Below are 25,827 nucleotides of genomic sequence, written 5' to 3'. Positions count from 1 at the left end.
GTAGGCCGGGCAGCCCACGGGCCAGGCGACACATGTCAATGCATAGCGCAAATTTCCTTCACCATGGAAGTCCCCTATGGAAGGCGTTGACATCGATCGTCATCGTAGGTTAACTCGCCAACGACCGGTTCGCAGGCGCATCGGCGCCAGCGGCGAAGGGGGGAACCCGTGAGGCTTCGACCCCCGCCCCGCCCCCACGAAGGAGCCGCGATGATCCGCCTCCCCGCCACCGGCCTCCGCCGCTGGCTCGTCGCCCTGCTCGCCCTCGCGGTCGTCGTCGGCGTCGGTGTGTCGGTGCGCCCGCCCGCCGCGCTGGCCGCGCCGAACTTCAAGGCCCCGTTCCCGTGCGGTCAGCGGTGGACCTACGGCCACCACAGCGCCGAGGTGCGGCAGGCGCTCGACTTCGTCCGCGCCGACGGCGGCGTCACCGGCGGCACGCCGCAGCTCGCCTCCGCCGACGGCGTGGCGCGCCGGTACGCGCAGCCGAGCGGCGCCGGCAACTACGTCGTCGTCGACCACGGCGGCGGGTGGAGCACCTACTACTTCCACCTGAGCGCCTACTCGGTGCCCGACGGGGCGTACGTGCGGCAGGGGCAGCAGATCGGCGTCACCGGCAGCACCGGCAACTCCTCCGGGGCGCACGTCCACTACGAGCAGCTCTACAACGGGGTGGGCCAGCCCATCGTCATCAACGGGATGTCCCTCGCTCCGTACCCCGGGCAGTACCAGCAGAGGTACCTGGTCAGCGACAACTGCGGCGCCGGCCCGGTGGGTGGTCGCTACCTCGCCGGGTCACCCACCGACTTCACCGGCGACGGCTACGACGACGTCGTCACCTTCACCCACGGCACCCTCAACGACGTCTACGTCGCCACCTCCACCGGCACCGGATTCACCGGCACCAGCATCAAATGGAACGACTACTTCGCCCTCGACGGAGAAACCCCCCTCACCGGCGACTTCACCGGCGACGGCAAAGACGACATCGTCACCTTCACCCACGGCACCCTCGCCGACGTCTACGTCGCACCCTCCACCGGCACCACCTTCGCCCCCGCCACCAAATGGCACGACTGGTTCGCCCCCGGCACCGAAACCCCCGCCACCGGCGACGTCAACGGCGACGGCAAAGACGACATCATCACCTTCACCCACGACACCTCCGCCGACGTCTACGTCGCCCTCTCCACCGGCACCACCTTCACCGGCACCGCCCAGAAATGGCACGACAACTTCGCCCCCGCCGGCCACCACCCCGCCATCGGCGACGCCAACGGCGACGGCAAGGACGACCTCATCAGCTTTACCCAGGGCCCCACCACCCAAGCCGACGTCCACGTCGCCCTCTCCACCGGCACCGGATTCGGCCCCACCCAGAAATGGCACGACCTGTTCTCCCTCACCGGCGAACAACCCCGCATCGGCGACATCAACGGCGACGGCAAGGACGACATCGTCACCCTCACCTGCGACACCTTCGCCGACGTCTACGCCGCCACCTCCACCGGCACCGGATTCACCGGCACCACCATCAAGTGGCACGACAACCTCTGCCAACCCGGCGAATTCCCCTACCTCGGCGACTACAACCGAGACGGCAAGGACGACCTCATCGTCTTCACCAAGAACACCACCAACGACATCCACGTAGCCCTCTCCACCGGCACCGGATTCGGACCCGCCCAAAAATGGCACGACTACTTCGGCCTACCACACGAAACCACTCTCTGAACCGACCACAGCGATCAGTTGACACCGCCGTCGAGGCGGCGGCGTGAAAGGGGAACCATGGGCATCCGTCGTCGTACCCTGATCGGGCGGGTCGCCGCGATCGGCGCGGCCGGCGCCGTCGGGGCCGGTGGATCGGCGCTGACGCCGCCGGGCGCCGCCCAGGCCGCCGGGTGGAGGAAGCGGCTCACCGGCGCGGACCTCGACACCTTCAGCCGGTGGCGGGTGGCCGGCACCGACCTGGGCATCCCCTACGTGCTGGAGAACGGCTCCATCGGCTACCTCTTCGGCGACACCTTCGACACCCCCTGGCCGGAGGGCCCACCGCTGCCGAACGACTGGCGCTCACCGGTCATGCTGCGCTCCAACGTCCACCCGGGTGCGCCGGGCGGGGTGGTCTTCGACAGCGCCGCCCGGGTCGCCGGCAACGGGCGCGCCCCGGAGTTGATGCACAACGGCCACCACGGCGTCGGCCTCGACGGGCTGCCGGAGGTGACCGTGATCCCCAACGACGGCATCAGCTTCCCCGAGACGGGCCGCCAGCTCATCTCGTACATGAGCATCGAGAACTGGCACTCCGCCGGCCCGGCGGGGCCGCACTGGAAGTCCCGGTACGCGGGGTTGGCCTTCTCCGACAACGGCAACGACTTCGTCCGTACGCCGTTGAAGTGGTGGAACAGCGCCGACAACACGGACCCGTTCCAGATGTGGACCATGCAGCGGGCCGGGGAGTACGTCTACGTCTTCTCGGTGCGGGCGGGGCGGCAGGAGGGCCCGATGATGCTGCGCCGCGTCCGGTGGGACCGGCTGTTCTTCCCGGAGTCCTACGAGGGGTGGGGCTGGAACGGCGCGAACTGGGGTTGGGGGCGGCCGTGCACGCCGATCCTCACCGGCCGCTTCGGCGAGCCGTCGGTGCGCCGGCTGTCCGACGGGACCTGGGTCATGTCGTACCTGAACTGCCGCACCGGCTGCATCGTCACCCGCACCGCCGCCGGGCCCGACCAGGTGTGGACCGCGGAGAAGGTCCAGGTCACGAGCATTCAGGAACCCGGCCTGTACGGCGGTTTCGTGCACCCCTGGTCCAGCGGCGGCAGCGGCGGCCTGCACCTGATGGTCTCGAAGTGGACCCGCACGCCCGACGGGCGCAGCACCGCCTACCACGTCAGCCAGTTCGCCGGTTCGGTGTGACCGGGCGGCCCGCGCCCGCCCGGGGCGGGGGTCACGGGAAGGTCGGGACCTTGGTCCCGGGCCACTGGGGAGTTCCGGCCCGCGCGCCGACCGTCGGCGCGCGGGAGGCTGTGGTTGTCGAGAAGAGACTCCAGCACCGGAGGCAACGATGACCACCACCGCCAAGACCCGCGTCACGGTCCCGGCCCACGCTCTCGAGCACGCCGAAGCCCCCGGGCACATGCTGACCACCACCGCCGCCCGCGCCCTGGCCGTCCTGCGGATCGCCACCGGCTTCGTGTTCCTGTGGGCGTTCGCCGACAAGCTCTTCGGGCTGGGCTGGTCCACCCCCGCCGCCCGCGCCTGGATCAACGGCGGATCGCCGACCAAGGGCTTCCTGTCCCACGTGGCGGTCGGCCCGTTCCAGTCGACGTTCCAGTCGATCGCCGGCGCCTGGTGGGCGGACCTGCTCTTCATGGGCGGCCTGGCCGCCGTCGGGGTCGCCCTCCTCGCGGGCATCGGGCTGCGGGTGGCAGCCGGCGCCGGCGCCCTGATGATGATGCTCATGTGGCTGGCCGAGTTCCCCCTCGACCGCTTCACCGCCGCCGGCGAGCCGTCCGGGTCGAGCAACCCGCTCGTCGACTACCACCTCGTCTACGCCGTCGTCCTGGTCGTGCTCGCCCTGACCTACGCCGGCCACACCTGGGGCCTCGGCCGGAGCTGGGCCCGCCTGCCCTTCGTGCAGCGCAACCGGTGGATGATCTGAACCACCGCCGGCCCGTGAGGTGCCGGACCGCCACGGCGGTCCGGCACCTACGCCGTTTCCATGCAAGAGTGTCGATGGATTGCTAGACTGCGGCCAGTTGCCGAAGCGTCCACCCCTCGACGAGGAGCGACCACATGACGGCCAAGCTGGTTCGGGGTGCCCTGGTTCTCGTCGCGTCGATCGCGGCCTGCCTGTTCGTCGCGACCCCGGCGCGGGCCGCCCAGGCGGACATCCTCGTTCTCTCCGCCTACCTCAGCACCTCCGACCACCTCTACGTCTTCGGCACGGTGACCTGCACGCAACCGACCGGGGCCGCCCACGTCAACGTCATGGCGTCGCAGGTCATGCCCTTCACCTTCGGCTCGGCCAGCGTCGACGTGCCCTGCGCCGCCGGGCAGGTCGGCTGGGAGGCCTGGGTCTACAGCAGCTCCGGCTGGAATTCGTGGAACACGGTCTCGGTGAACGCGTTCATGACCGACGACCACGGGGGCTCGGACGTCTCCACCGGGACCTGGTAGGCCCGACGCCCGCCGCCACCACGATCGCGGCGGCGGCCACCGCGAGGGCCGCCCACAGCAGCGGCGCGGAGCGCCACCCGGCCGGCACCTGCTGGGCGAGCACGACGAAGCCCAGCACGAGGACGAACCAGCCGAACGCCGCGCGGAGCAGGTCGGCCGGGACCCGACCGGCGAGCCGGCCGCCCAGCAGGCTGCCGACGACCGCCGACACGGTGACCGCCACGGCCAGTCCCCAGTCGACGGACACCCCGGACAGGTAGCCGGCCAGGCCGGCGAAGGACTTCATCGCGATGACCACCAGCGAGGTGCCGACGGCGACCGGCATCGGCAGGCCCCCGAGCAGGGCCAGGGCGGGCACCACGAGGAAACCCCCGCCCGCGCCGACCAGGCCGGTGACCAGGCCCACCGCGACCCCGTCGAGGAGCACCCGCGCCAGGGGCAGCTCGCGCGGCGCGGGCCGCCCCTCGGCGGACCGCCGGCCGCGGATCATCGCGGTGGCGGTGGCGAGCATCATCACCGCGAACCCGGTGAGCAGCAGCGCCGGCGGGACGAACGCGGCCAGCCGGCCGCCGACGTACGCGCCGGCCATGCCGGCGAGACCGAAGGTCAGCCCGGTGCGCCAGCGCACCCGGTGGGCGCGGGCGTGCGGCAGGACGGCGACGGCGCTCGTGACCCCGACGACGAGCAGCGACGTGGCGATCGCCTCCCTCGTCGGCAGCCCGGCCACGTAGGCCAGGAGCGGCACGGCGAGGATGGAGCCGCCACCGCCGAGCAGGCCGAGGCTGACGCCGATGAGCACCGCGCCGACGAGGGTCGGCGCGAGGCCGGTCACGGCCGTGTCCCGGCCTCGTCGCGCAGCCGGCCGACGACGGTGTCCAGGTCACAGCTCGCACCCCGGTTGTACGGCAGCTTGCTGAGCAGCATGCCCATGGCGCACGTGTCGGTCAGCGCGGCGACGGTGAGCCCCCCGCCGACGGCCCCGGCGACCCACTTCAGGCCCGGCACGAACACCGAGCCCACGACGCCGGCCAGGACGATGGAGCCGGCGACGAGGCGGACCTGTCGCTCCAGGTCCCAGCGCGGCCGGCCCCGGTCGACGGAGGCGCCGGTCGCCTGCCAGGCGAGCATCCCGCCGTCGAGGACCCGGGGGTGGGGCAGGCCGGCGGCGGCGAGGGCCTGCGCGGCCTGGGTGGCGCGGGCGCCGGAGCGGCACACGAACACGGCCTCGTCGCCGAGGTGCTCGCGCAGTCGGCCGGCGTTCTCCCGGAGCTGGTCCAGGGGGACGTTGTAGGCGCCGGGGATGTGCACGGCCTCGAACTCGCCCGGGGTCCGCACGTCGAGCAGCCGGGGCGCCCGACCCGCGGCGATCAGTTCGCGCAGGGTGGCGGCGTCGAGGGTGGTGGGCGTGGTCATGGGTTTCTCCTTCTCGGGTTCGGGTGAGGTGGTGGTCGAGGGTGGTCAGGCGGTCGGGGCCATGCGCACGCCGGCCGCTTCGGCCCGGCCGAACACGTCGTCGATCAGGACGACGTCGCGGCCGGCGTTGGCCAGCAGCGAGGTGGCCGCCGCGGCGCGGTAGCCGGAGCCGCAGTGCACCCAGACGGTCCCGGCCGGGATCTCGGCCAGCCGCGCGGGCAGGTCGGGCAGCGGGACGTGCACCGCCCCGTCGACGTGGCCGGCGCGCCACTCGCTGGTCAGCCGCACGTCGAGGACGACCTGCGGCGCGGGCAGCCCGGCCGGGGCGTGCCCGGCCTGCGCCGCCGCCAGGGCGGGGAAGTCGGCGACGGGCAGCTCGCGCAGCGCGGCGGGGTCGGTGACCCACCGCTCGGGCTCCCCGGTGGCCTGCGCGGCGGGGCGGTCGATGCCGATGCGGGCCAGCTCGCGCTGGGCGTCGGCGACCTGCTCCGGCGTCTCCGCCAGGAGGGTGACCGGGGTGCCCCAGTCGATCAGCCAGCCCAGCCAGGTGGACATCGGCCCGTCGAGGCCGAGGCTGACGGTGCCGGCCAGGTGCGAACCGGCGTACGCCCGGCGGTGGCGCAGGTCCACCACCCACTCCCCGGCGGCGATCCGGGCCCGCAGGTCGTCGGCGTCGGCCCGGGCGGCCGGGGTGAGGTCCACCGGCCCGGGGCCCGCCGCGTTGGCCACGCCCATGTGCGCGTAGTACGCCGGGTAGGCGTCGAGGCCGGCGAGGACCTCGGTGGCGAACTGCTCGGCGGCCAGCCGGAAGACCGGGTTGGCCTGCTTCTCGCGGCCGATGGTCGACTCCGGCGCGTCCGCCTGCGTCGCCGAGCAGAAGCTGCCGAACCCGTGCGTGGGCCACACCTGGGCGCCGTCGGGCAGCAGGTCGGCCAGCCGCCGCGCGGAGGCGTGCTGGTGCCGGGCCAGCTCGTCGGCGTGCTGCTGGCCGAGCAGGTCGGTGCGCCCGGTCGTGCCGAACAGCAGCGACCCGCCGGTGAACACCCCGGTCGGCGACCAGCCTCCGTCGGCGGTCGTCTCGAGCACGTACGACAGGTGGTGGAAGGTGTGCCCCGGCGTGGCCACCACCCGCAGCCGGAGCCCGTCGGAGACGTCGACCACGTCGCCGTCGGCGACCGGCACCCGGTCGAAGCCGACCTCGTCGGCGGCGGCGACCAGGTACCGCGCGCCGGTGGTCCGGGCCAGGTCCAGGCCGCCGGAGACGTAGTCGTTGTGGACGTGCGTCTCCACCACGTGGGTGATCCGCACCCCCTGCTCGCCGGCGAGGTACATGATCCGGTCGATGTCCCGTTGCGGGTCCACCACCACCGCCACGGCGCCGTCCGTGGCCAGGTAGCTGCGGTCTCCCAGGGACGAGGTCGCGATGACCGACACGCGCACCGTCATCTTCCACTCCTTCCGTAGCGCATACCCCGGGGGGTATGCAGGGATCAGTCGTGTGCCCCGGTCGGGCCACACGCATTCCCCGCCCGGCCCTGAACACACACCGGGCGGGGCGAGGCGTCAGCCCCGGCGGGTCACGCCAGGGCCAGGAACAGCTTCTCGAGCTCCTCTTCCGTCATCTCCGGCTGCTCGCCGCCGTCCCGCGCGGTCGAGCAGTGCCGCATCCCGGAGGCAATGATCTTGAAGCCGGCCCGGTCGATCGCCTTGGACACGGCGGCGAGCTGGGTCAGCGCCTCCCGGCAGTCCTCGCCGCCCTCGATCATCTCGATCACGGCGTTGAGCTGCCCGCGCGCCCGCTTGAGCCGGGTCAGCGCGTCGCCCGTCATCTCCGGTCGCAGCTTCATGTCCTCCACCCTCCTGGTCACCGACACCCGTTCCAACATACCCCCTGGGGTATGCATTCCCGCGGCTGGCACCCACTACTGGGCCGCCGCCGGGCATCGGACTGGTACTAGGGTGATCTCCGATGTCTGCCACGCCGAACCCCACGAAGACCAGGGCCGCGCTGCGTACGTCCGCGCGCGTCTCCCTGGATGTGCTGCTGGTCCTGCTGACGACCGCCGTCGCCCTGTGGGCCCTGGGGCGGATGTGGTCGGTCGTCTGGCCGCTCGTGATCGCCCTGCTCCTGACCACGCTGACCTGGCCGCCGGTCCGGTTCCTGCGCCGGCACGGGTGGCCGCCCGCGCTGGCCGCGTCGGTCGTCACCGTCCTGTTCCTCCTGCTCGCCGCCGGGACCGTGGTGCTGATCGCGATGCCGGTGGCGTCGCAGTCCGGCGACCTGGCCACCGGCGTGATCAACGGCATCCAGCAGGTTCGCGAGTGGGCCTCCGGGCCACCGCTGAACATCGGCGACGACGAGGTCAGCAAGGCGCTCGACACGGCGATCGGCCGGGCGCAGGACAGCGCCGGCAGCATCGTCACCGTCACGCTCAGCGGGGTGGGCACCGTGGTCAACGGCGTGGTCACCACGGTCCTCGCGCTCTTCCTCATGTTCTTCTTCCTCAAGGACGGCCCACGGTTCCTGCCCTGGCTGACCCGCCAGCTTCCCGGCCGGCTCCGCGTGGACGTGCCGGTCGTGGCCGAGCGGAGCTGGGAGACCCTCGGCGCGTTCGTGCGGTCCCAGGCGTTCGTCGGCCTGCTCGACGCCGTCTTCATCGGCCTCGGCCTGTGGATCGTGGGCGTGCCGCTGGTGCTCCCCCTGGCCGTGCTGACCTTCGTGTCGGCGTTCGCGCCCATCGTGGGCGCCCTGTTCGCCGGCTTCGTCGCGGTCCTCATCGCCCTGGTGTCCAACGGCCCGACGGACGCGTTGATCGTGCTCGCCATCATCGTCGCGGTGCAGCAGCTCGAGGGGAACGTGTTCCAGCCCATGGTGCAGAGCCGCGGCCTCGGCCTGCACGCGGCGGTGGTCCTCCTCGCCGTGACGCTGGGCGGCAGCCTGGCGGGCATCGTGGGCAGCCTGCTCGCCGTGCCGGCCGCAGCCCTGATCTCCGTCGTCTGGAACTACCTGCGCGAACAGCTCAGCGACCCGCCCGAGCAGGAATCCGACGCCGAGGGCCCGGGTGAGGTGGACGACGACGCCGGGGCGGGCGCCGACGCCGGCCGCCCGACAGCCGGCACGGCCCTCCCCGCCGACGGCAGCGCCTGAGCACCACCCGTCCCACCCCCTCGCGGCCCTGCCCCGGGCAGGGGGACCACGAGCGTGCGGGCGTTTGCGAGGATCAGGCGATGCGCCGCTCCCCGCCCCCGTCCGCGCCGAGGCCGCCGGCGGGCTCCCCGCCGACGCACGAGCCGGGCGTCGCCGTCGCGGTGGCGGCGTCCGACCCGCCCGGGGCGCTCCCCGGTCCGAGCGGGGAGACCGCGCGGTCGGGGTCCTGGCGCACCCGTCGACTGCGCCTGCTCGCCGTCGCCGCCTCGGTGGTCGCCCTCGCCGCGATCGGGCTACGCGGTCGCCTGCCCGACCCGGGCGAGTTCGCCACCGCCCTCGCCGACGCCCGGTACGGCTGGGTCGCCCTCGCCGCGCTGTTGCAGACCGCCTCGATCGCCGCCTTCGCCGCGCAGCAGCAGCATCTCGTCGCCGCCTTCGGCGTGCGCGTCCGCCGACGCCGCCTCATGGCGATCACCCTCGCCCGTACGGCCATCTCGATCTCGGTGCCGGCCGGCGCGGCGGTCTCCACCGGCTACGCGATCCGCGAGTACGAGCGGGCCGGGGCCCCGCGCGAGATCGGCGCGGTCTGCGCGATCGTCTCCGGCCTCGCCTCCATCGGCGGCCTGGCCCTCATGTACGTCGGCGGCGGGGCCGTCCTGCTCACGTACAGCTCCACGGTGTCGCTGACCTGGCGTCCGCTGGTCGTCGTCGCGGCCCTCGTCGCGCTGACCGGCGCCGCCGTGGCCCTCGGCCGCCGCCTCACCGACGAGCCGACCGAGGCCGCGCCCGCCACCCACCGGGGCCCCCTGGCCCGCTGGCTGCGCGGCCTGCTCGCCTCTGCCCGCGACGCCTGGCGCGCCGGCGCGAGCCTGCGCGCCCGCGACTGGTGGGTGGTCGTCGGCTACGCCACGGCGAACTGGCTGACCGACCTGTTCTGCCTGGCCGCCTGTGCCCGCGCCCTGGGCCTGCCCGTCGACCTGTTCACCCTGGCCGGCATCTACCTCGGCGTGCAGATCGTCCGCCAGGTCCCGCTGACCCCCGGTGGCATCGGCGTCATCGAGACCGCCCTGGTCGCGGGCCTCACCGCCTGGGGCGCGACCGCGATCAGCGCCACGGCGGCCGTGCTGGTCTACCGGCTGCTCTCCTGCTGGCTGCTCATCCCGGCGGGCGGCGTCGCCGCTCTCGTCCTGCGCCGGCCCGGCTCCGCCCGGACGATCCCCCGGCCCGCGCCCGCCGCGCGGCACTGACGGCGGCGGGGCCGGCGGGTAACGACAGCGGCGAGACCGGCAGGCGCTGACGGCGGCGGCAACGGCCCCGGAGGCGCCGCCGGCGGGCAGCCAGGTCGGTCGCGCGGGCGTGGCCGGTCCGGTCGCGTTCAGGGGCGCGGCGGGACCGGGAGGTCGACGACGCGGGTGGCCCAGCGGGACATCAGCGCCGGGTCGTGGGTGATGAGCAGGACCCCGGCGTCGTGCCGCCGCTGGTAGTCGGTGACGACGGCGGCGAGGTGGGCCTGGGTGGAGGCGTCGAGCATCGCGGTGGCCTCGTCGCAGAGCAGGAAGGCGGGCTGGTGGACGAGGGCACGCGCGAGGCAGGCGCGTTGCAGTTGCCCGTCGCTGACCGCGTGCGGCCGGCGGGCGAGCAGGTCCGGGGTGAGACCGGCCAGGTCGGCCAGCTCCGCCGCCCGGGCCCGCGCCTGCTCCACCGGGGTTCCGGTGGCCCGCAGCGGCTCGGCGATGATGTCCGCGAGGCTGAGCCGGGGGTCGGTCGCGGCGCGGGGGCTCTGGAAGAGGACCGCGACGCGGGTGCGCAGGGCGGCCGGCAGCCGGTGCCGCGCCCCCGCGACCCGCTGGCCGTCGAGGGTGACGTGCCCGGCGTCGGGGGCGTGCAGCAGCGCGAGGACCCGGGCGAGCGTGGACTTGCCGCTGCCCGACGGCCCCCGCAGCCCGACCGTCTCGCCGCCGCTGACGCGCAGGTCGACGCGGTCGAGGACACGCCGGTGGCCGTAGGAGACGCTGACCCCGTGGGCGGCGAGCGCGGTGGCGGTCATGCGGGTGCTCCCGGGAGCAGCGGGTGGTGGCAGGCGACCCGGCCCGGCCCGCGCGGCTCGGGGGCGGGCGGGGTGCGGCAGACGTCGGTGGCGCGGTCGCAGCGCGGGGCGAAGGCGCAGCCGTCGGGCAGGGCGGTGAGCATCGGCGGGTGCCCGGGGACGGGCCGGAAGGCCCGCTCGGGCAGCGCGTCGAGCAGCCCGGCGGTGTAGGGGTGGGCCGGGGCGGCGTACAGCGCGTCGGCGGGCCGGCGCTCCACGACGCGGCTGGCGTACATGACGGCGACGGTGTCGGCCACCCGCTGCGCGGCGGCCAGGTCGTGGGTGATGAGCAGGACCGCGCCGCCGGCGTCGCAGCGGCGGCGCAGCAGGTCGAGGGTGTGGTCGACCAGGGGGCGGTCGAGGCCGGTGGTGGGCTCGTCGGCGACCAGCAGCGGCGGGTCGGGGGCGAGGGCGAGGGCGGTCACCAGGCGCTGGGCCATGCCGCCGGAGAGCTCGTGGGGGTAGTGGTCGAGGTCGGCGGGGTCGAGGCCGACCTCGGCGGCGAGCCGATCGGCCAGCACGGGGGCGTCGCGGCGGGGGTGGCCGTGCGCCCGCAGGGTCTCCTCCACCTGGCGGCGGCCGGTGCGCACCGGGGTCAGCGCGGTGGCGGGGCTCTGCGGCACCAGCCCGACGAGTCGACCGCGCACCTCGCGGGCGAGGCGTCGCTCGCCGCAGTCGAGCAGGTCGAGCGGTGCCGCGCCCGGGGGGCGCAGGTGGGCGCGACCGGTCACGGTGGCGTTGCCGGGCAGCAGGCCGAGCAGGGCGTGGGCGAGCACCGACTTGCCGCACCCGGACTCCCCCACCACGGCGAGGAGCTCACCCGGGCGGACGAGCAGGCTCAGGTCGGTGACGGCGTGCACCACGGCGTCGCGCAGGTGGAAGCGGACGGTCAGCCCGTCGACCTCCAGCAGGGCGGGCCGGTGCGTCGAGTCGGTGGTGGGCGCGGTGCTGGGCGCGGCGGTGGTCACAGGTGCAGCTCCGCTCGGACGCGGGGGTCGAGGCGCTCGCGCCACCGGCCGGTGAGGGTGGCCAGGGCGAGGGTGACGGCGACGAGGAGCAGGCCGGGGACGATGCTGGCCCACCAGGCGCCGGTGAGCAGCGAGCGCTGACCGTCGCTGATCATGTTGCCGATGGACGCCAGGTGCGGGGGCAGGCCGAGACCGAGGAAGGACAGGGCGGTCTCGTGCCACACGGCGTGCGGGACCATCAGCGTGGTCGCCAGGGCAAGCCGGGGCAGGACGTGCGGGAGCAGGTGGCGGGTGAGCACGCGGGCGCGGCTCGCGCCGCCGGAGATCGCCGCGTCGACGAACGGCCGGGTGCGCAGGCTGAGCAGCTCGGAGCGGACGATGCGGGCGGTCGACAGCCAGTGGGTGAGCCCGACGGAGAGGATCACGGCGCCGATGCCGGGGCGCAGCATCGCCACGACGAAGATGCCCAGCAGCAGGTGGGGCAGCGCCGCGACGGTGTCGACCACGCGCATCAGCGCCCGGTCGACCCACCCGCCGAGGGTGCCGGCGACCGCGCCGACGAGGCCGCCGATGACGGCGGCGACCAGCGCGGCGACCGCGCCGACGAGCAGGGAGACGCGCAGGCCGTAGAGGCTGCGCAGGGCGACGTCGCGGCCCAGGTCGTCGGTGCCGGCCGGGTGCGCGGGCGACGGGGCGAGCCGGGTGCTGCCCAGGTCGACGGCGCTCTGGTCGAGGGGCCAGAGGACGGGGGCGAGCAGGCAGGCGGCGACCGCCGCGCCGAGCACCGTCGCGGCGACGAGGGACCCGAGGCGGCCCGGGCGTCGCCTCGACCGACGGGGCCTGCGGGTGGTGGTGGGCAGGGCGAGGTCAGTCATCGAGGCGTACCCGGGGATCGGCGGCGGCGTAGGCGAGGTCGGTGGCGAGGTTCGCGGCCAGCACCACGACGGTGGTGACGAGGGTCGTCGCGGCCAGCAGCGGGAAGTCGGCGCCCAGCGCCGCCTGGACGGTGACCGCGCCCAGGCCCGGCAGGGAGAAGACGGTCTCCACCAGCAGCGCGCCGCCGACCAGCTCGGGCAGGTGGGTGCCGACGAGGGTGAGGAAGGGCAGCAGGGCGGTGCGCAGCGCGTGGCCGAACAGCACGGTGCGGCCGGGCAAACCGCGGGCCCGGGCGGCCAGGACGTGGTCGTCGCGCAGGCTGTCGGCGACCGCGTCGCGGATGAACAGCACGAACCACGGGGCCTGGGACACGGCCAGCACGCCGACGGGCAGGATCAGGTGCCGGGCCACGTCGACCGGGTCGGTGCCGGTGGCGGTGACGTCGGTGAGCCCGCCGGCGGGCAGCCAGCCGAGGGTGAGGGCGAACAGGGCGATCGCGGCCAGGCCGAGCCAGAACACGGGCATCGACTGCACGGCGTACGCGCCGGCCCGCAGGGCCCGGTCGAACCAGCCGCCCCGCCGGTACGCCGCGAGGGTGCCCAGCAGCAGGCTCGCCAGCAGGACGAGGGCGAGGGCCGCGCCGACGAGCAGCAGGGTCCAGCCGGCGCGGGCGGCCAGCACGGAGGTGACCGGCTCGTGGCGGCTGGTCGACCAGCCCAGGTCGCCCCGGAGGAGGTTGCCGACCCAGCGGGCGTACTGCACGGGCAGGGGGTCGTCGACGCCCCAGTTGGCGCGGATCTGCGCCAGGTTCTCCTCGCTGGTGGTGAACGCCGCCGCGCCCGCGTACTGCTGGGCGGGGTCGATCGGCGAGGCCGCGCCGAGGGCGAACATCCCGAGGCTGGTGGCGGCGAGGACCGGGACGGCGACCAGCAGCCGGCGGCGGACGACGGCGCCCGCGCCGGCCAGCCGACGGGAGCGGCGCCGCGCGCGCGGCGGGGACGCCGGTGCGTCGGGCGTGGCCGGTCGGGCGTCGCCGTCCGGCGTGGTCGCGGTCACGACTTGCGCGTCCAGGTGTGGATGTTCCACCACAGGCTGTTGGCCACGTCGTGCTCGTGGGGCTCGACGCGGGGGGTGACCCCGGTGACGGTGTCGCGGACGACGTAGGTGTGCCGCAGGTAGGTGAGGAAGATCCACGGCACGTCGGCGGCGATCTGCTTCTGGAAGGTGGCGTAGGCGGCGGTGCGGGTGGCCGGGTCGGCGTTGTCGCGCCCGTCGTTCAGCGCCTTGTCCGCCACGGCCGAGCGGTAGGAGCCGGGGTTGAAGAAGCCCTGGGCGGCGAAGGCGGAGTTGAACAGCTTGTAGGTGATGAAGTCCGGGTCGTACGGGGTGCCGTAGCCCATCGCCAGCGCGTCCCGGCCCATCCGGGGGGTGATGGCGTCCCAGGTGAGCCCCTCCGGGGTGATCCTGATGCCGACCTTCTTCGCGTCGGCGGTCACGGCGAGGGCGAGTTCCTTGCGCAGGCTGTCGCCGGCCGGGTACATCAGCGCGAACGCCGCCTGCCGCCCGTTCTTGGCCCGGATGCCGTCGGGGCCGGGCCGCCAGCCGGCCGCGTCGAGGAGCCCGGCGGCGGCGGCCACGTCGGCTCCGGCCTTGCCGACGATCGACGGCTCGGCGAACGCCGACGACGGCGGGACCGGCCCGAAGGCGGGCTCCCCCGCCCCGCCGAGCACGCCGGCCACCATCGCCGCGCGGTCCACCGCCACGTTCAGCGCCCGCCGCACCGCCGGGTCGCCGGTGACCGGGTTCCCCATCGGCAGCATCACGCCCCGGTAGTCGGCGGTCGACACCTGGTGCACCCGGTAGCCGGCCAGGCCGTCGAACCCGGCGGCCAGCTTCGGGGCCAGCTCGGCCGCGTCGAACTCCCCCGCCCGGGCGCGCTGCGCGCGGACGTTGTCGTCGGCGACGAACGCCACGACGACGCCCGCGTTGGCGGGCTTGCCGCCCCAGTACGTCTCGTTGGCGGCGAGCACGAGCCGGTCGCCGGGGGTCCACGACGTCACCCGGTACGGGCCGCTGCCCACCGGCCTGCGGTTGAACTCGGCCTTGTTGATGTCCTGACCGGCCAGCGCCTTGGCCGGCACGATGCCCAGCGCCAGCCGTTGCAGGAACGGCGCGTAGGCGTACTTGAGGGTGAACACGACGGTCGTGGCGTCGGGGGCGTCGACCGAGGCGAGCATGTCCAGGTCGGAGCGGAGCGTCGAGTCGATCTTCGGGTCGAGCACCGCCCGGTAGGTGAAGACCACGTCCTGCGCGGTGACCGGGCTGCCGTCGTGGAACAGCGCCCCGTCGCGCAGCCGGGCGGTGACCTTCTTGCCGTCCGCCGACACCGTCGGCACCTCGCGGGCCAGCGCGGGCACCAGCTCGTTGCGGGCGTCTCGGGAGACCAGCCCGTCGAAAATCAGCGAGGCGCCGTCGACGCCGTAGTTGAGGATCGGGTTCAGCGTGTCCGGCTCGACCGCCGTCGCCACGACGAGGGTGCCGGCCCGGCCGCCGCCGCCCTGCGGGGTCGCGGAGGACGAACAGCCCGCCAGGGCCAGGACGCCGGCGACGGCCGCCGCCGTCACGCGAATGGAGACGGGCCTGCCCATGACATGCTCCCCGGTGGTGCCTGCTGCGGTACGACGACCGGCGTCGCCGGTCGAAGGTGCCGGACCCGGCCCCGCCGCGAGCGGCCCCGCGCCCCGGGCGAGAATACGGATCACCGGGACGCCGCCACTAACGCCAGTCTTCCGTAATTGCCCATCATTTGCAACAAGCGGTATCTGAGCGTGCCGGGCGTCACGGGGCGGGCCGGCGGAGCCACGGGCCGTACTATTCGCCCGTGACCACTACCGGAGAGGCCCCCCGAGCCCGCCCCGCCGCGCTACGGGTGCTCCTGGTGGAGGACGACCCCGCCGACGTGGCGCTCGTCCGGGCCGCCCTCGACGCCCACCACCTCGACGTCGAGCTGGAGCACGCCCCCGACGGGGTCGAGGCGATGGCGTTCCTGCGCCGCGAGGGCCCGCACGCCGAGGCGGCCCGCCCCGACCTGATCCTGCTCGACCTGAACATGCCGCGCATGAACGGCCGGGCGGTCCTCGCCGCCGTCAAGGCCGACGCGCAGCTCAAGGCGATCCCGGTGGTGATGCTGACCACCTCCGCCATGGACACGGACGTGCTGACCAGCTACAGCACGCACGCCAACGCCTACGTCACCAAGCCCCTCGCCCTCGACGACTACGAGCGGGTGATCGCCGAGATCCTCCAGTTCTACGGCCGGGTGGCCGAACTCCCGCCGCCGCCGGCGGCCCCGTGACCGCCGGGCCGCCCGTGGCCCACGGGCGGCCCGGCCACCACCCGGCGGCGGCCGAGCGGCCCAGCCACCCGGTGGTGGCCGAGCGGCCCGCCGGTCGCCTCAGCGGAAGGCCGAGAGCAGCCAGACGATCTCCAAATACAGCCACACCAGGGTCATCACGAGCCCGAACGCCAGGTACCAGGCCCAGTCGGCGGAGACTCCGTGGCGGATCATGCGGTCGGCCGCGTCGAAGCTGAGCAGCAGGCTGAACGCGGCCAGGCAGATGCACACCAGGCTCACCACGACGGTGGCGACCCCGTCGCCGCCGCGCAGCCCGACGTCGACGCCGAAGACGGCGACGGCCAGGGCGTTGACCAGCGTCAGGGCGAGGACGCCGATGCTGACGACCACGAACCACTTCACCCGCCTGGTGGTCAGCCGCAGCAGCCGCACCCGGTAGACCACCAGCATCGCGACGAAGACGGCGGCGGTGCCGGTCACCGCCTGCGTGGCGACGCCGGGGAACGCCCCGTCGAGCAGCTTCGTCGTCGCGCCGATCACCACGCCCTGGGTCACGGCGTAGAGGAGGGTGAGCGCGATGCTTGCACGGGGCCGGAACGTCAGGTAGAGGCCGAGGCCGAGGGCCAGCAGCGCGGCGGGCAGCACGATCTCCCCCCGGCCCAGGTACCCCGTGGCGAGCGCGCTCGCCACGGTCGCGGCGAGGGTGGCCGAGGTCCGGGTCACCACGTCGTCGACCGTCAGCGGGCGTCCGGTGCCGCCGCCACGGTAGGCCGGGTGCGCGCGCTGCGGCGTCGCCCGCTTGGCCGGCGCGGTTCCCGTGGAGGTCAGCAGGCTCCGGATCGCCGGGTTGGTGGTGGTACGCATGGGCAGTTCCCCCAGTCGTGCCGGGTCCGCGTCAGCGGACCTCCTCGATGCGGCGGTGGCCGGCGCCGGCGCGCAGGGCCCGGTTGACCTCGTCGAGCCCGGCGAACCGGGTGTCCGCGTCGGGCGGCTCCGCGTACGGCAGGGTCGTCGCCAGGTACTCGTGCCACGGTGACGGGACGACGATCGGCCGGCGCACCCCGGCCAGCAGGACGCACTGGACGGCCTGCGGCCCGTGCTGGCGCAGCACGTACCGCAGCCGGCCGCGCAGCCCGTGGTGCTGCGCCACCTGCGTGTTGAGCAGGCGCTCCCCCACCGACGTGCCGATCTCGGCGAGGTCGGCGGGGCCCAGGGAGAGGATCTTCTCCCGCACCGGCCCGTACTGGGCCTTCGGCAGGCCCCGGCAGCGGAGCACGACCTGCGGTTCGCTCTGGCCCGCCAGCACGCAGGTGACGTCGAACGCGATCCGCTTGCGGAACGTGCCGAACGCCAGCTCGTTGGTGATGCCCAGCCCCTCGTCCGGCGCGGGGTCGCCCGTCACCGGGGGCGGTTCGGCGTAGTTGCCCTGCAACAGCTCCGCCAGCGACGTCGACCCGGTGAACAGCCGGTGCAGGCCCACCGCCACGGCACCGCGCTCGTAGAGCTGGAGCCAGGCGGGCAGCCGGGCCACGCTGGTGAGGTCGGGGGCCAGGAGCGCGGCCTCCTCGGCGTGCGTCGAGGCGTCCTCGCGCAACTGCTCGGCCAGCAGGCCGATGCGGCGGCGCAGCTCGATCAGGGCCAGCGTGTCGAACCGGGGCGACGACTCCGCCCGGTCGCGCCCCGCGCCAGTCTGCTCGAGGATGCCGGCCAGCACCCGGCTCGGGCGGGCGTCGGCGGGCCAGGACCGGGCCGCCGCCTCCGCGCCGAGCCGCCGCACCGCCAGCGGGGTGAGCCAGCCCCGCCGCTCCACGAACGGGCCCCAGTCCCCGGCGTCGAGGGCGTGGGCCGCGGCCAGCCGGGGCAGCCGCGGCAGGAGGCTGAGCAGCAGCAACTCGGAGTCGGCTATCCCGGCGCGGGCGTCACCGGCGTCGCGCAGCGCCCGGGCGAGCTGGTGGGCGTCCAGCAGCGTCGCGTGCACGTCCGCCACGGGGCAGCGCAGCACCCCGGCCAGCACCGGCAGGCTGGCCGGGGCCACCAGCATCCGCAGGTGCACTTCGGTCAGGGCGGCGGGCAGCCGCGCCGGGGTGAACTCGGCCCGCACCCGGGCCGCCAGCTCGGCCAGTTCCTCCGCGGTCTGCCCGGGCCGGCCGACGCGGCGCAGCAGGTCGGCCCGCGCGAAGTCGCCCAGCACCTGGCCGATCGCGGCCCGCGCCCGCTCGGAGGAGCGGACCAGGGCCACGACGTACAGTTCGTTCTCCATCAGGCTCCCGTCACGCCGCCGTAGCGGGGCGGCTCCTCGCCGGTCAGCAGTTCGAGCAGTTGCTCGGCCTCGTTGCGGGCCCCGCCGACGAACGCGCCGACGAGGACGTCCTCCAGCGCCCGACCCAGGACGACCAGGGCCGCGTCGATCGCCTCGTGCTCCTCGGCCAGCTCCTCGCCGGCCTGTTCGAGCTGCCGGGCCAGCCGGGCGGACTCGACCGCCGTGCGGAACAGCCAGGCCGCGCGTTCCCGTTCGGAGGTGGCCGCACGGATGCGCGGGATGCCGTGGAACAGCCGCCGGATGGCGCGGCCCAGGTCGACCTCCGGCAGGGCGGCGAGCCAGCTCGCGGTGTAGCCCGGGTCGAGGCCGACCGCCTCGTCCAGCGCGCGCAGCGCCGCCGGCGGCAGGCCCGCCATCCCGCTGCCGAGCAGGCCGGGAACCTCCCGGCCCGGCAGGTCGGCCGCCACGCACTCCACGATCGCGCGCAGCAGCCAGGCCCGCGCCTCCCAGTGCGGCTCGGCGCGGACGTTGTCCAGGCTCTGCCGGGCGGTCAGGAACGCCGACATCCGCATCGCCGTGCGGGCGCGGTCCATCCCCTCGCTCAGCGACATCGCGCGCTCCGCCCGGCGCATCTCCTCCGCCAGGGCCTCCGCCTCGGCGGCGCCCGGCTCCGGCGGCTGGAGCGTGTCGACCATCCGCCGGGCCGTGTGCCGGGGGTGGGCGCGCATGGTGCTCAGGAAGGCGGCCGTGAACGCCTCCTCGTCGGCGCCCGGGTCCTCCGCGAGCCGGGCCAGCGCGTCCCACGCGGCGTCGGCGGCGGCGACCGCCTCGGGGGCGTCGGCGGTCCCGGCGGCCTCCGGCTCGGCGTGGTCGGTGGCGTCGCGCACCACCAGCACCCCGCGCGCGGCGTCGGCCAGCACCGCCGAGCGCCGCTCGTCGACGATCGAGTACGCGCCGACGAAGAGCGCCGCGTCGTCGCCGCCGATCGGGGGCAGGTAGCGGGTGAGGAAGGCGGTGTGCCGGGTGAACACGTCCTCCGGGGCGATGCGCTGCCGGCGCAGCTCGTGACGCCACTCGTAGCGCAGCATCGGCGCGACCCCCTCGGCCCAGCGGCGGAACGCCAGCTCGGTGGCCGGGCTCTCGTCGGGCGTGACGTCGCGCAGGACCGCGTCGAGGAACCGGCCCGCCGCGAGCTGCCGGGCCGGGGCGTGCGGCTGCCCGGCCGCCGACCGGAGGTTGACCACCAGCTCGTTGAGCCGGTCGGCCCACCGCTGACGTACGGTGATCAACTGCGGGACGTGCGTCAACATGTACGTGTCGGTGTTCATCTCCTCCGGTTCGGCCAGCTTGATCTTCGTGCCGGTGCGCTCGTCGAACCTCTCGACCAGCAGCACGACCGACTCCCAGTTGGCCCGGCGTTCCTCCGGGGTCGCGGCCGCGTAGTCGTCGTGCTCGGAGCGCAACCACCTGATGTCGGCCTCGATCTGGTCGCGGCGCAGCTCGGCGTCCAGGATCAGCCGCCGGGTCAGCACCCGCTGGTGGGCCTCCTCCAGCCGGCCGTACGCCTCGGTCGCCAGCAGGTCCGGGTGCAGCGCCAGGCCCACGGCGGCCCCCGCCCCCTCGTCGGCGTGGGCCGTGCGCAGGCAGGGCAGCAGCGCGACCAGGCCGCCCTCGCCGGCCTCGGTGGACGCCGGGCGCAGCAGCGCGTGGTAGGGCTCGTCGGCGGCCCGGTCGGCCATCGCCCGGACGGTGTCGGCGAAGCCGGCGAGGTCGGCGTACCGGACCTCGGCCACCTCGACCAGGTTGGTCTCGCGCTCCAGCGCCCGCAGGCCGTTGACGAGGTCGCGCAGCGCGCCGCGCGCCGTCGACGCCGCGCCCTCGGCGACGGTCACGCGCCGGGCGTCGAAGACCGACGGCAGCTCGATCGCGGAGCCCCTGCCGGCCAGCCCGGCGGAGACGCGGGCGACGCCGACCCCCACGACGTCGCCGATCATCTCACCGGCGCCGGTGTCGACCAGGCCGTTGATCCGCAGGGAGGTCATCAGCGCGGCCTGCACGACGTCCTGCCGGATCTCCGGCAGGCCCGCGCCGACCACCAGCACCTCGATCGGCCCCTGCTCGTCGGCCACCACCCACGCCCGGACCAGGGTGCTCGGCAGCGCCGCCCGCACCTGGGTGGCGAGCGCGGCCCGGGGCCCCCACGTCAGCGGCGGCGGCGTCAGCGGCGCGCAGTCGGCCGACTCCCGCGCCCGGGCCAGCAGCGCGGCGAGCGGATCGGTGGCGTCGGGAACGCCGATGTCCAGGCCGAACGCCTGGGCGTGCAGCAGCAGCGCGAGGTCCTGGTCCGGGTCGGCGAAGAGCGGTCGCTCCGGCTGGCGCTGCCGCCAGTACTGCCACAGACCCCGCACCACGTGCCGGGGCACGGCGGGACGCCGGTGGCGGAACTCCTGCTTGGCCCGCTCGGCCTCGTCCGGTTCCCAGGCGTGCGGGACCTTGAGGAAGAGCTCGTCGAACACGTTGTCGGCCATCGCGGCCCCTCCTCGTCAGCAGGCGCACCGGAACCCGGCGTCGGAACGGCACTCGGTGCGCGACGCCAGGGGCCGCTCCTCCAGCAGCCGGCCGGCCGGGGTGTCGAAGGCCCCGCCGCGCAGCACCGGCAGGCCCGCCGCGTCGAGGCAGATCTCCCACGCGTTGCCCAGCAGGTCGGCCAGCCCGTCCGGGCCGGCCTCGAACTCGCCGACCTCGGAGGGCTCGGCCAGGGTGTGCCGGAAGTTCACCCGGCCGGCGGCGATGTCCTCGGCCACCCAGTCCCCGCACCGCCCGGCCGCGGCGGCGCGTTCCCACTCGTCGGCGCGCGGCAGCCGCAGCGGGCGGCCGAGCCGCTGCCCCGCCCACGTCGCGTAGGCGGCGGCGGCCGACGCGCTGACCCCGACCACCGGGCGGTGCTCCCACCCCGGCGGGTACGTCAGCCCGTCCCAGTGCCGCAGGTAGTCGGGGTCGGCGAGGCGGCGTTGCCGGCGCGCGGCCCGGGGCCGCCACGCGGCGTTGGCCGGATCCAGCAGGAAGTGGCGGAACTGCGCGTGGGTCACCAGGTGGCGGCTCAGGTGGAACGCGGGCGGCCCGTCCGCCGGGACCGGCAGCAGCTCCGGCCACGGCCCCGGGCGCACCGCGACGGGGAAGGTCGCGCCGGGCAGCTCGACGGCCGGCGGGGACGCCGGTCGGCGGGGAGCCACCGGCGCGGGTCGCGCCGGCCGGGTCCCGTCCGGCCGCCGGGCCCGGGCGAGGGGGACGATGCCGGTGCCCAGCCAGCGGTCCAGCGCGAAGGGCGCGGCCGGCGACGACCGGGCGCGTGCGGTGATGTACGCGGAGACGTCCGCCGCGGTGACGTACCCGTCGTCGTCGGCGTCCAGGTCGTCGCGGCGCAGCGCCTCGACGAACGCCTCCGTGAAGGGGCTGAGGCCGTCGGGCGTCGCTGCGTCCGGCACCAGCGGGTCGCCGGGCCCCCGCGTCGCGGCCAGCACGAAGCTCCCCTCCCCCCGGAAGTACCCCGGCGGCCACACGCCGCCCTTGAAGTGGGTGGCGTAGCAGCAGTCGAGGATGACGACCTTCAGCAGCGCCGGGGAGTGGTGCACCAGCGCCCGCAGGTCGGCGCCCGTCACCCGAGGGGTGGTCAGGGAGGCGGTGTCGGTGTCGCCGGCGCACAGGTAGAAGTTGCCGCCGACGTCGGTGCGGCCGTGGCCGCTGTAGTAGAAGAGCAGGCAGTCGTCGCGGTCCGCCGCCGTGAAGAACTCCTCGATCGTGTCCAGCATGGCGCGGGCGGTGGCGTCCTTCAGCGGTGGCTGGCAGCGGAAGAGCCCGGTCTCGGCGTCCGACAGCGCCGCGCAGACCGCGTCCACGTCGTTGAGCGGGCCGTTCAGCGTGGTCAGCCGGTGGGGGTCCGCCGGGAAGTGCGCGTTGCCGACCGCCAGCGCCTTGAAGGCGGTCGAGCCGGGCTCACCGGTCATCCGCCGGCTCGACATCCGCCGGCTCCCGCTGCGGCGGCGCGGCGATCGAGGGGACGGCGGCGGCCGGCGGGTCGGCGACGATCGACGGGACGGCGACCGGCGGGTCGGCTGCCAAATGGGCCCGCAGGGCATCCCGGACGGCCTCGATCCCCGGGCCGCCGCGCCCCTTGAGGACGGTCGTGCCGTCCTCCCGCTCCAGCTCCACGCTGAACTCCCGGGTCGCGTCCAGCTTGGCCCACTCCCGGATGATCAACGCGGCGGCGTGAACCATCTGCGCCGAGGCCAGCACCACCGCGCCGACCTCCACCAGGCCCTTGGTCGGGCCGTCGACCGGTGCCGGCGAGCCGACCCGCACGCGCAGCGGAACCCCGTCGGCCGGGGCGCCCGGGGCGGGGCGCAACTCCCGCAGGTCGCGGCCCAGCAGCGCCACCTGATCGTGCCAGGCCGGATGGTGCGCCGCGTACCGGCGGCTCGTCACCCGCAGGACCAGGGCCTCCGACGTCGTCACCCGGTCCTCCGTCACCCGATCCCCCGTCCGCCGTACGGTGAAATGCGATTCCCATTGCAGCATAGCTATCTATGGAGATCACGGATCAGCGGCGAGCGGTCGGCTTTTGGACAATGACGGCGCGCTTGCGGAGACCGGGGCGCGCGGGCGGGTTCAGCCCGCCGACGCCGCCCGCCTCCGCGCCCCGCGACGAAATGGCGGAACGCAGTTGTCGACTTCACCGATCGGCGGGGCCTTCCTGGTATTCAGGAGGTCGGTGCGTCAATTCCGCGTGGCCACCTCGGCGAAATCGTTTCCCTCCATCCCGGTCACGCGCCGGTTCCCCGGATCTGCTCCGCGTCCTGCACGAAGGCCTCCGCGCGCCGGGCCCCGAACCGGTCGAGCACGTCCATGACGCCGTCGACCCCGTCGCCGGGCACCAGCACGGTCACCCGCAGCCGCTCCACGAGGGGCTGCTCCTGCCAGTAGCCGCGCGGGAGCACCTGGCGCACCGCCTCGTCGGTGGCGGTCGAGGCGTCGGAGAGCGCGATCGCCAGCGCGCCGGCGGCGAGCAGCTCCCCGCGCAGCTCCGCGCTGTTCGTCACCGCCGACGGCGCCAGCAGGGCGCTGACCAGCCGCACCCGGTGGCCCGCGACCGCCGGGTGCGGCGGGTTCGACCCGGCGGTCGCGGGCCGCCGGCGGGGCGCGCCGGGCGCGGCCACGCCCGCCACGCTGCCCAGGTGGTACGCGTCGGCGCCCTGCTGCGCCTGGTCGAGGCGTTCCTGGTCCTCGGCGGGGGCGCGCAGCCCGACGGCCGCCTGCACCCCGGCGGCGATCAACCAGGTCAGCACGAACGAGAACACCACGACGGCGACCACCCCGACGAGCTGACGCCACAGCAGGCCGCCCCCGCCGCCGAGGAACAGACCGTCCGCGCCGAGCGGGTTGACGCCGCTGTCGCCGAACAGGCCGAGCAGCAGGGTGCCGAGCATGCCGCCGACGAAGTGCACGGCCAGGACGTCCAGCGCGTCGTCGAGCCGCAGGAGGTACTTCAGCCGGAGCGCGAAGTGGCAGACCAGGCCGGCCGTCGCCCCGATCGCGACGGCGGAGAGCGCGTTGACGTACCCGGCGGTGGGGGTGACCGTCGCGAGGCCCGCGACGGCGCCCGAGACCCCGCCGACGACGGTGCCGTGCCCGTCGGTGAGCCGTTCGACCGCGAGCCAGACGAGCATCCCGGCGGCGGCGGCGAGGTGGGTGTTGAGCACCGCCTGGGCGGCCACCCCGTTGGCCTGGAGCCCGTCGCCGCCGTTGAAGCCGAACCAGCCGAACCACAGGATGCCCGCGCCGAGGATGGTCAGCGGGATGGAGTTGGGCGGTGCCGCCGCGTGCGGCCAGCCCCGGCGGCGGCGCACGACGAGCAGCAGCGCGAGCACCGCCGCCCCGGCGCTCGCGTGGACGACGAGGCCGCCGGCCCAGTCCTGGGTGCCGAACTTCGCCAGCCAGCCCCCGGGGTGCCACAGCCAGTGCGCGACCGGCGCGTAGACCACGATGGACCAGATCGCCAGGAACAGCACCCAGCCGCCGAACCTCAGCCGGCCCGCCGTGGCGCCCGTGGCGAGCGCGGGCGTGATCACCGCGAACATCATCTGGAACGCCACGAACGCCAGCGTCGGGATCGTGACCCTTCCCTCGACGACGTGGAGGTTGGGGGCGGGCGGCGCCTTCAGGTCGGTCAGCCCGAGCAGCTCCAGGTTGCCGAAGAGCCCGCTGCCGGCGTCGTCGCCGAACGCGATGGTGTACCCGACCAGCACCCAGGTCAGGCTCACCACCCCCAGCGCGACCATGTTCTGTTGCAGCATGGCCAGGACGTTGCGGGTGCGGACCATGCCGCCGTAGAAGGCGGCGAGGCCGGGGGTCATGAACAGCACCAACCCCGCGCAGACCAGCACCCAGGCGGTGTCACCCGAATCGACGGCTTCCTGAGCGGACACGAGCTGCCCCTTTCTTGTCGGACCGGGTCACACGGAGCGCCGGACGGCGGAGGCGACGCCGTCCTCGACCCGTTCGTGGTGGGGTACGGGGGCGAAGTGCCGGTCGGGCAGCAGCAACAGCCAGGTGGCGACGTTGAACGGGCCGGTCAGCACCGGGATGCCCAGCGGGGTGAGCAGCGTCGTCATCGCCATCTGCACGACGAGCGTCAGGGCGATCCCGAACAGGGTGTAGGCGGTCACCAGCACGCCCGGGCGGTGCAGCACCGCCCCCACCGCGATCGCGGTCAGCACCGCGTTGAAGCCGAACAGGCCCTTCTCCAGGGACGTGGCGTCGGCGCCGAACCACAGCGCCAGCAGGATCGCGCCGACGCTGCCGACGACGGCGAAGAGCGCCGACCACCGGGAGTTGATCAGCAGGGCGACGAGGATGAGCAGGCCGCTGACCCAACTGTCGATCAGGAAGACCTGGGAGACCCCGCGCAGGAAGGACGGCAGCAGCCCCCAGTCGAAGGAGCCGCGCGTGATGTCGCCCCCGCCGGGGAACTTCGGCGTCAGCTTCGTCAGGACGCTGAACCGGTCGAACTGGTAGGCGGCCATCAGCAGGAACCAGGTGGTGAGCACGAACGGGAACGTGAACGCCGTCAGGCCCCACCGCTTGAACACGTTGTTCAGGGCGAGCGTGAGCACGGTGGTCGCCGCCGCGCCGAGCACCAGGTAGAGCCACATCAGCGGCCGGTGGTCCAGGAACGTCGGCACGGCGATCCCGGTCAGCACCGGGTTGAAGCCGAACAGCCCCTTGCGCCAGGATGCCCGGTCGACCCGCAGCAGCAGCGCGGTCACCGTGCCCACGAGCAGCCCGACCACCGCGCCGCCGAAGACCCGGGGCTGCCCGTTCTCGAACGCCCCCCAGGCGACGGCGGCGAGGATGAGCAGGCCGCTGAGCGGGTTGTTCTGGAAGACGACCTGCGCCGGCCCGCGCAGGCACACGTCGACGAACTGGACCAGGGGGTTGCGGTCGCTCAGCCCGTTCCAGCTCCGTGCGATGGCGGTCACCGGCGGT

General features: G+C 74.7%; 23 protein-coding genes. 7 read left to right on the top strand and 16 right to left on the bottom strand.

Features of this window, described 5'->3' with window-relative positions; all coding sequences use genetic code 11:
- Positions 1 to 210: 210 nt before the first annotated feature.
- From LPU43_RS21680 to LPU43_RS21665, 4 genes are all read left to right on the top strand, one after another.
- The gene (locus tag LPU43_RS21680; protein WP_229402335.1) at positions 211 to 1,731 is read left to right on the top strand and encodes a VCBS repeat domain-containing M23 family metallopeptidase; all 1,521 of its coding nucleotides are present in this window, start codon (positions 211 to 213) and stop codon (positions 1,729 to 1,731) included.
- Positions 1,732 to 1,788: 57 nt separating this feature from the next.
- A complete protein-coding gene (locus LPU43_RS21675) occupies positions 1,789 to 2,916 on the top strand; it encodes a glycoside hydrolase family 183 protein (protein ID WP_229402334.1) in 1,128 nt (375 codons plus the stop codon).
- Positions 2,917 to 3,064: 148 nt separating this feature from the next.
- On the top strand, positions 3,065 to 3,661 hold the full coding sequence (locus LPU43_RS21670; RefSeq protein ID WP_229402333.1) for a hypothetical protein: 597 nt from the start codon (positions 3,065 to 3,067) through the stop codon (positions 3,659 to 3,661).
- A 134-nt stretch (positions 3,662 to 3,795) separates the two neighbouring features.
- Positions 3,796 to 4,179 carry a hypothetical protein gene (locus tag LPU43_RS21665; protein WP_229402332.1) on the top strand — a complete coding sequence of 128 codons (384 nt, stop codon included), beginning with the start codon at positions 3,796 to 3,798 and terminating at the stop codon, positions 4,177 to 4,179.
- On the opposite strand, the gene LPU43_RS21660 is transcribed toward LPU43_RS21665, so the two are convergent.
- The 4 genes from LPU43_RS21660 to LPU43_RS21645 all read right to left on the bottom strand — a co-directional run bounded on the left by LPU43_RS21660 (position 4,130) and on the right by LPU43_RS21645 (position 7,439).
- Entirely contained in the window at positions 4,130 to 5,011 is an 882-nt protein-coding gene (locus tag LPU43_RS21660; RefSeq protein WP_229402331.1) for a sulfite exporter TauE/SafE family protein, read from the bottom strand. The two genes, LPU43_RS21665 and LPU43_RS21660, sit on opposite strands and share 50 nt — an antisense overlap.
- Positions 5,008 to 5,592 carry a rhodanese-like domain-containing protein gene (locus LPU43_RS21655; protein WP_229402330.1) on the bottom strand — a complete coding sequence of 195 codons (585 nt, stop codon included), beginning with the start codon at positions 5,590 to 5,592 and terminating at the stop codon, positions 5,008 to 5,010. The genes LPU43_RS21660 and LPU43_RS21655 overlap by 4 nt, the downstream gene beginning before the upstream one ends.
- A gap of 45 nt (positions 5,593 to 5,637) precedes the next feature.
- Positions 5,638 to 7,038 carry an MBL fold metallo-hydrolase gene (locus LPU43_RS21650; protein ID WP_229402329.1) on the bottom strand — a complete coding sequence of 467 codons (1,401 nt, stop codon included), beginning with the start codon at positions 7,036 to 7,038 and terminating at the stop codon, positions 5,638 to 5,640.
- A 131-nt stretch (positions 7,039 to 7,169) separates the two neighbouring features.
- Complete coding sequence (locus LPU43_RS21645; RefSeq protein WP_229402328.1) at positions 7,170 to 7,439, bottom strand: metal-sensitive transcriptional regulator; 270 nt, start codon at positions 7,437 to 7,439, stop codon at positions 7,170 to 7,172.
- Between the two features lie 122 nt (positions 7,440 to 7,561).
- On the opposite strand from LPU43_RS21645, the gene LPU43_RS21640 reads away from it, so the two are divergent.
- Both LPU43_RS21640 and LPU43_RS21635 read left to right on the top strand, forming a co-directional pair.
- Complete coding sequence (locus tag LPU43_RS21640) at positions 7,562 to 8,740, top strand: AI-2E family transporter (protein WP_229402327.1); 1,179 nt, start codon at positions 7,562 to 7,564, stop codon at positions 8,738 to 8,740.
- A gap of 80 nt (positions 8,741 to 8,820) precedes the next feature.
- On the top strand, positions 8,821 to 9,987 hold the full coding sequence (locus tag LPU43_RS21635; protein ID WP_229402326.1) for a lysylphosphatidylglycerol synthase transmembrane domain-containing protein: 1,167 nt from the start codon (positions 8,821 to 8,823) through the stop codon (positions 9,985 to 9,987).
- Between the two features lie 128 nt (positions 9,988 to 10,115).
- On the opposite strand, the gene LPU43_RS21630 is transcribed toward LPU43_RS21635, so the two are convergent.
- Genes LPU43_RS21630 through LPU43_RS21610 form a run of 5 tightly spaced genes read right to left on the bottom strand, consistent with a single transcriptional unit; the run spans position 10,116 to position 15,318 of the window.
- On the bottom strand, positions 10,116 to 10,787 hold the full coding sequence (locus LPU43_RS21630) for an ABC transporter ATP-binding protein (RefSeq protein WP_229402325.1): 672 nt from the start codon (positions 10,785 to 10,787) through the stop codon (positions 10,116 to 10,118).
- Positions 10,784 to 11,794 carry an ABC transporter ATP-binding protein gene (locus LPU43_RS21625; protein WP_229402324.1) on the bottom strand — a complete coding sequence of 337 codons (1,011 nt, stop codon included), beginning with the start codon at positions 11,792 to 11,794 and terminating at the stop codon, positions 10,784 to 10,786. The genes LPU43_RS21630 and LPU43_RS21625 overlap by 4 nt, the downstream gene beginning before the upstream one ends.
- Positions 11,791 to 12,669, bottom strand: a complete 879-nt coding sequence (locus LPU43_RS21620; RefSeq protein ID WP_229402323.1) for an ABC transporter permease — start codon at positions 12,667 to 12,669, stop codon at positions 11,791 to 11,793. The genes LPU43_RS21625 and LPU43_RS21620 overlap by 4 nt, the downstream gene beginning before the upstream one ends.
- Complete coding sequence (locus LPU43_RS21615; RefSeq protein ID WP_229402322.1) at positions 12,662 to 13,726, bottom strand: ABC transporter permease; 1,065 nt, start codon at positions 13,724 to 13,726, stop codon at positions 12,662 to 12,664. The genes LPU43_RS21620 and LPU43_RS21615 overlap by 8 nt, the downstream gene beginning before the upstream one ends.
- Positions 13,723 to 15,318: an ABC transporter substrate-binding protein gene (locus LPU43_RS21610; protein WP_229402321.1), complete on the bottom strand. Its 1,596-nt coding sequence runs from the start codon at positions 15,316 to 15,318 to the stop codon at positions 13,723 to 13,725. The genes LPU43_RS21615 and LPU43_RS21610 overlap by 4 nt, the downstream gene beginning before the upstream one ends.
- Before the next feature lie 233 nt (positions 15,319 to 15,551).
- Here LPU43_RS21610 and LPU43_RS21605 point away from each other — a divergent pair, with 233 nt between their 5' ends.
- Positions 15,552 to 16,025, top strand: a complete 474-nt coding sequence (locus LPU43_RS21605) for a response regulator (protein WP_229402320.1) — start codon at positions 15,552 to 15,554, stop codon at positions 16,023 to 16,025.
- A 99-nt stretch (positions 16,026 to 16,124) separates the two neighbouring features.
- Here the strand turns inward: LPU43_RS21605 and LPU43_RS21600 are convergent, their stop codons facing one another.
- From LPU43_RS21600 to yut, 7 genes are all read right to left on the bottom strand, one after another.
- The gene (locus tag LPU43_RS21600) at positions 16,125 to 16,889 is read right to left on the bottom strand and encodes a Bax inhibitor-1/YccA family protein (protein WP_229402319.1); all 765 of its coding nucleotides are present in this window, start codon (positions 16,887 to 16,889) and stop codon (positions 16,125 to 16,127) included.
- A 31-nt stretch (positions 16,890 to 16,920) separates the two neighbouring features.
- Entirely contained in the window at positions 16,921 to 18,285 is a 1,365-nt protein-coding gene (locus LPU43_RS21595) for a serine/threonine-protein kinase (protein ID WP_229402318.1), read from the bottom strand.
- Positions 18,285 to 20,813, bottom strand: a complete 2,529-nt coding sequence (locus LPU43_RS21590; protein ID WP_229402317.1) for a hypothetical protein — start codon at positions 20,811 to 20,813, stop codon at positions 18,285 to 18,287. The genes LPU43_RS21595 and LPU43_RS21590 overlap by 1 nt, the downstream gene beginning before the upstream one ends.
- Positions 20,814 to 20,828: 15 nt before the next feature.
- On the bottom strand, positions 20,829 to 22,289 hold the full coding sequence (locus LPU43_RS21585; protein ID WP_229402316.1) for an SUMF1/EgtB/PvdO family nonheme iron enzyme: 1,461 nt from the start codon (positions 22,287 to 22,289) through the stop codon (positions 20,829 to 20,831).
- Complete coding sequence (locus tag LPU43_RS21580; RefSeq protein WP_229402315.1) at positions 22,279 to 22,797, bottom strand: hypothetical protein; 519 nt, start codon at positions 22,795 to 22,797, stop codon at positions 22,279 to 22,281. The genes LPU43_RS21585 and LPU43_RS21580 overlap by 11 nt, the downstream gene beginning before the upstream one ends.
- Before the next feature lie 308 nt (positions 22,798 to 23,105).
- Positions 23,106 to 24,767, bottom strand: coding sequence for an ammonium transporter (locus tag LPU43_RS21575; protein ID WP_229402314.1), 1,662 nt, complete (start codon positions 24,765 to 24,767; stop codon positions 23,106 to 23,108).
- Positions 24,768 to 24,794: 27 nt separating this feature from the next.
- Complete coding sequence (gene yut / locus LPU43_RS21570) at positions 24,795 to 25,820, bottom strand: urea transporter (RefSeq protein WP_229402313.1); 1,026 nt, start codon at positions 25,818 to 25,820, stop codon at positions 24,795 to 24,797.
- Positions 25,821 to 25,827 lie beyond the last annotated feature (7 nt).

It is taken from the genome of Micromonospora okii (genome assembly GCF_020884795.1).
Classification (GTDB): domain Bacteria; phylum Actinomycetota; class Actinomycetes; order Mycobacteriales; family Micromonosporaceae; genus Micromonospora; species Micromonospora okii.
The sequence above is the reverse complement of the archived record's forward strand: the minus strand, read 5'-3'. Positions and strand labels throughout refer to the sequence as shown.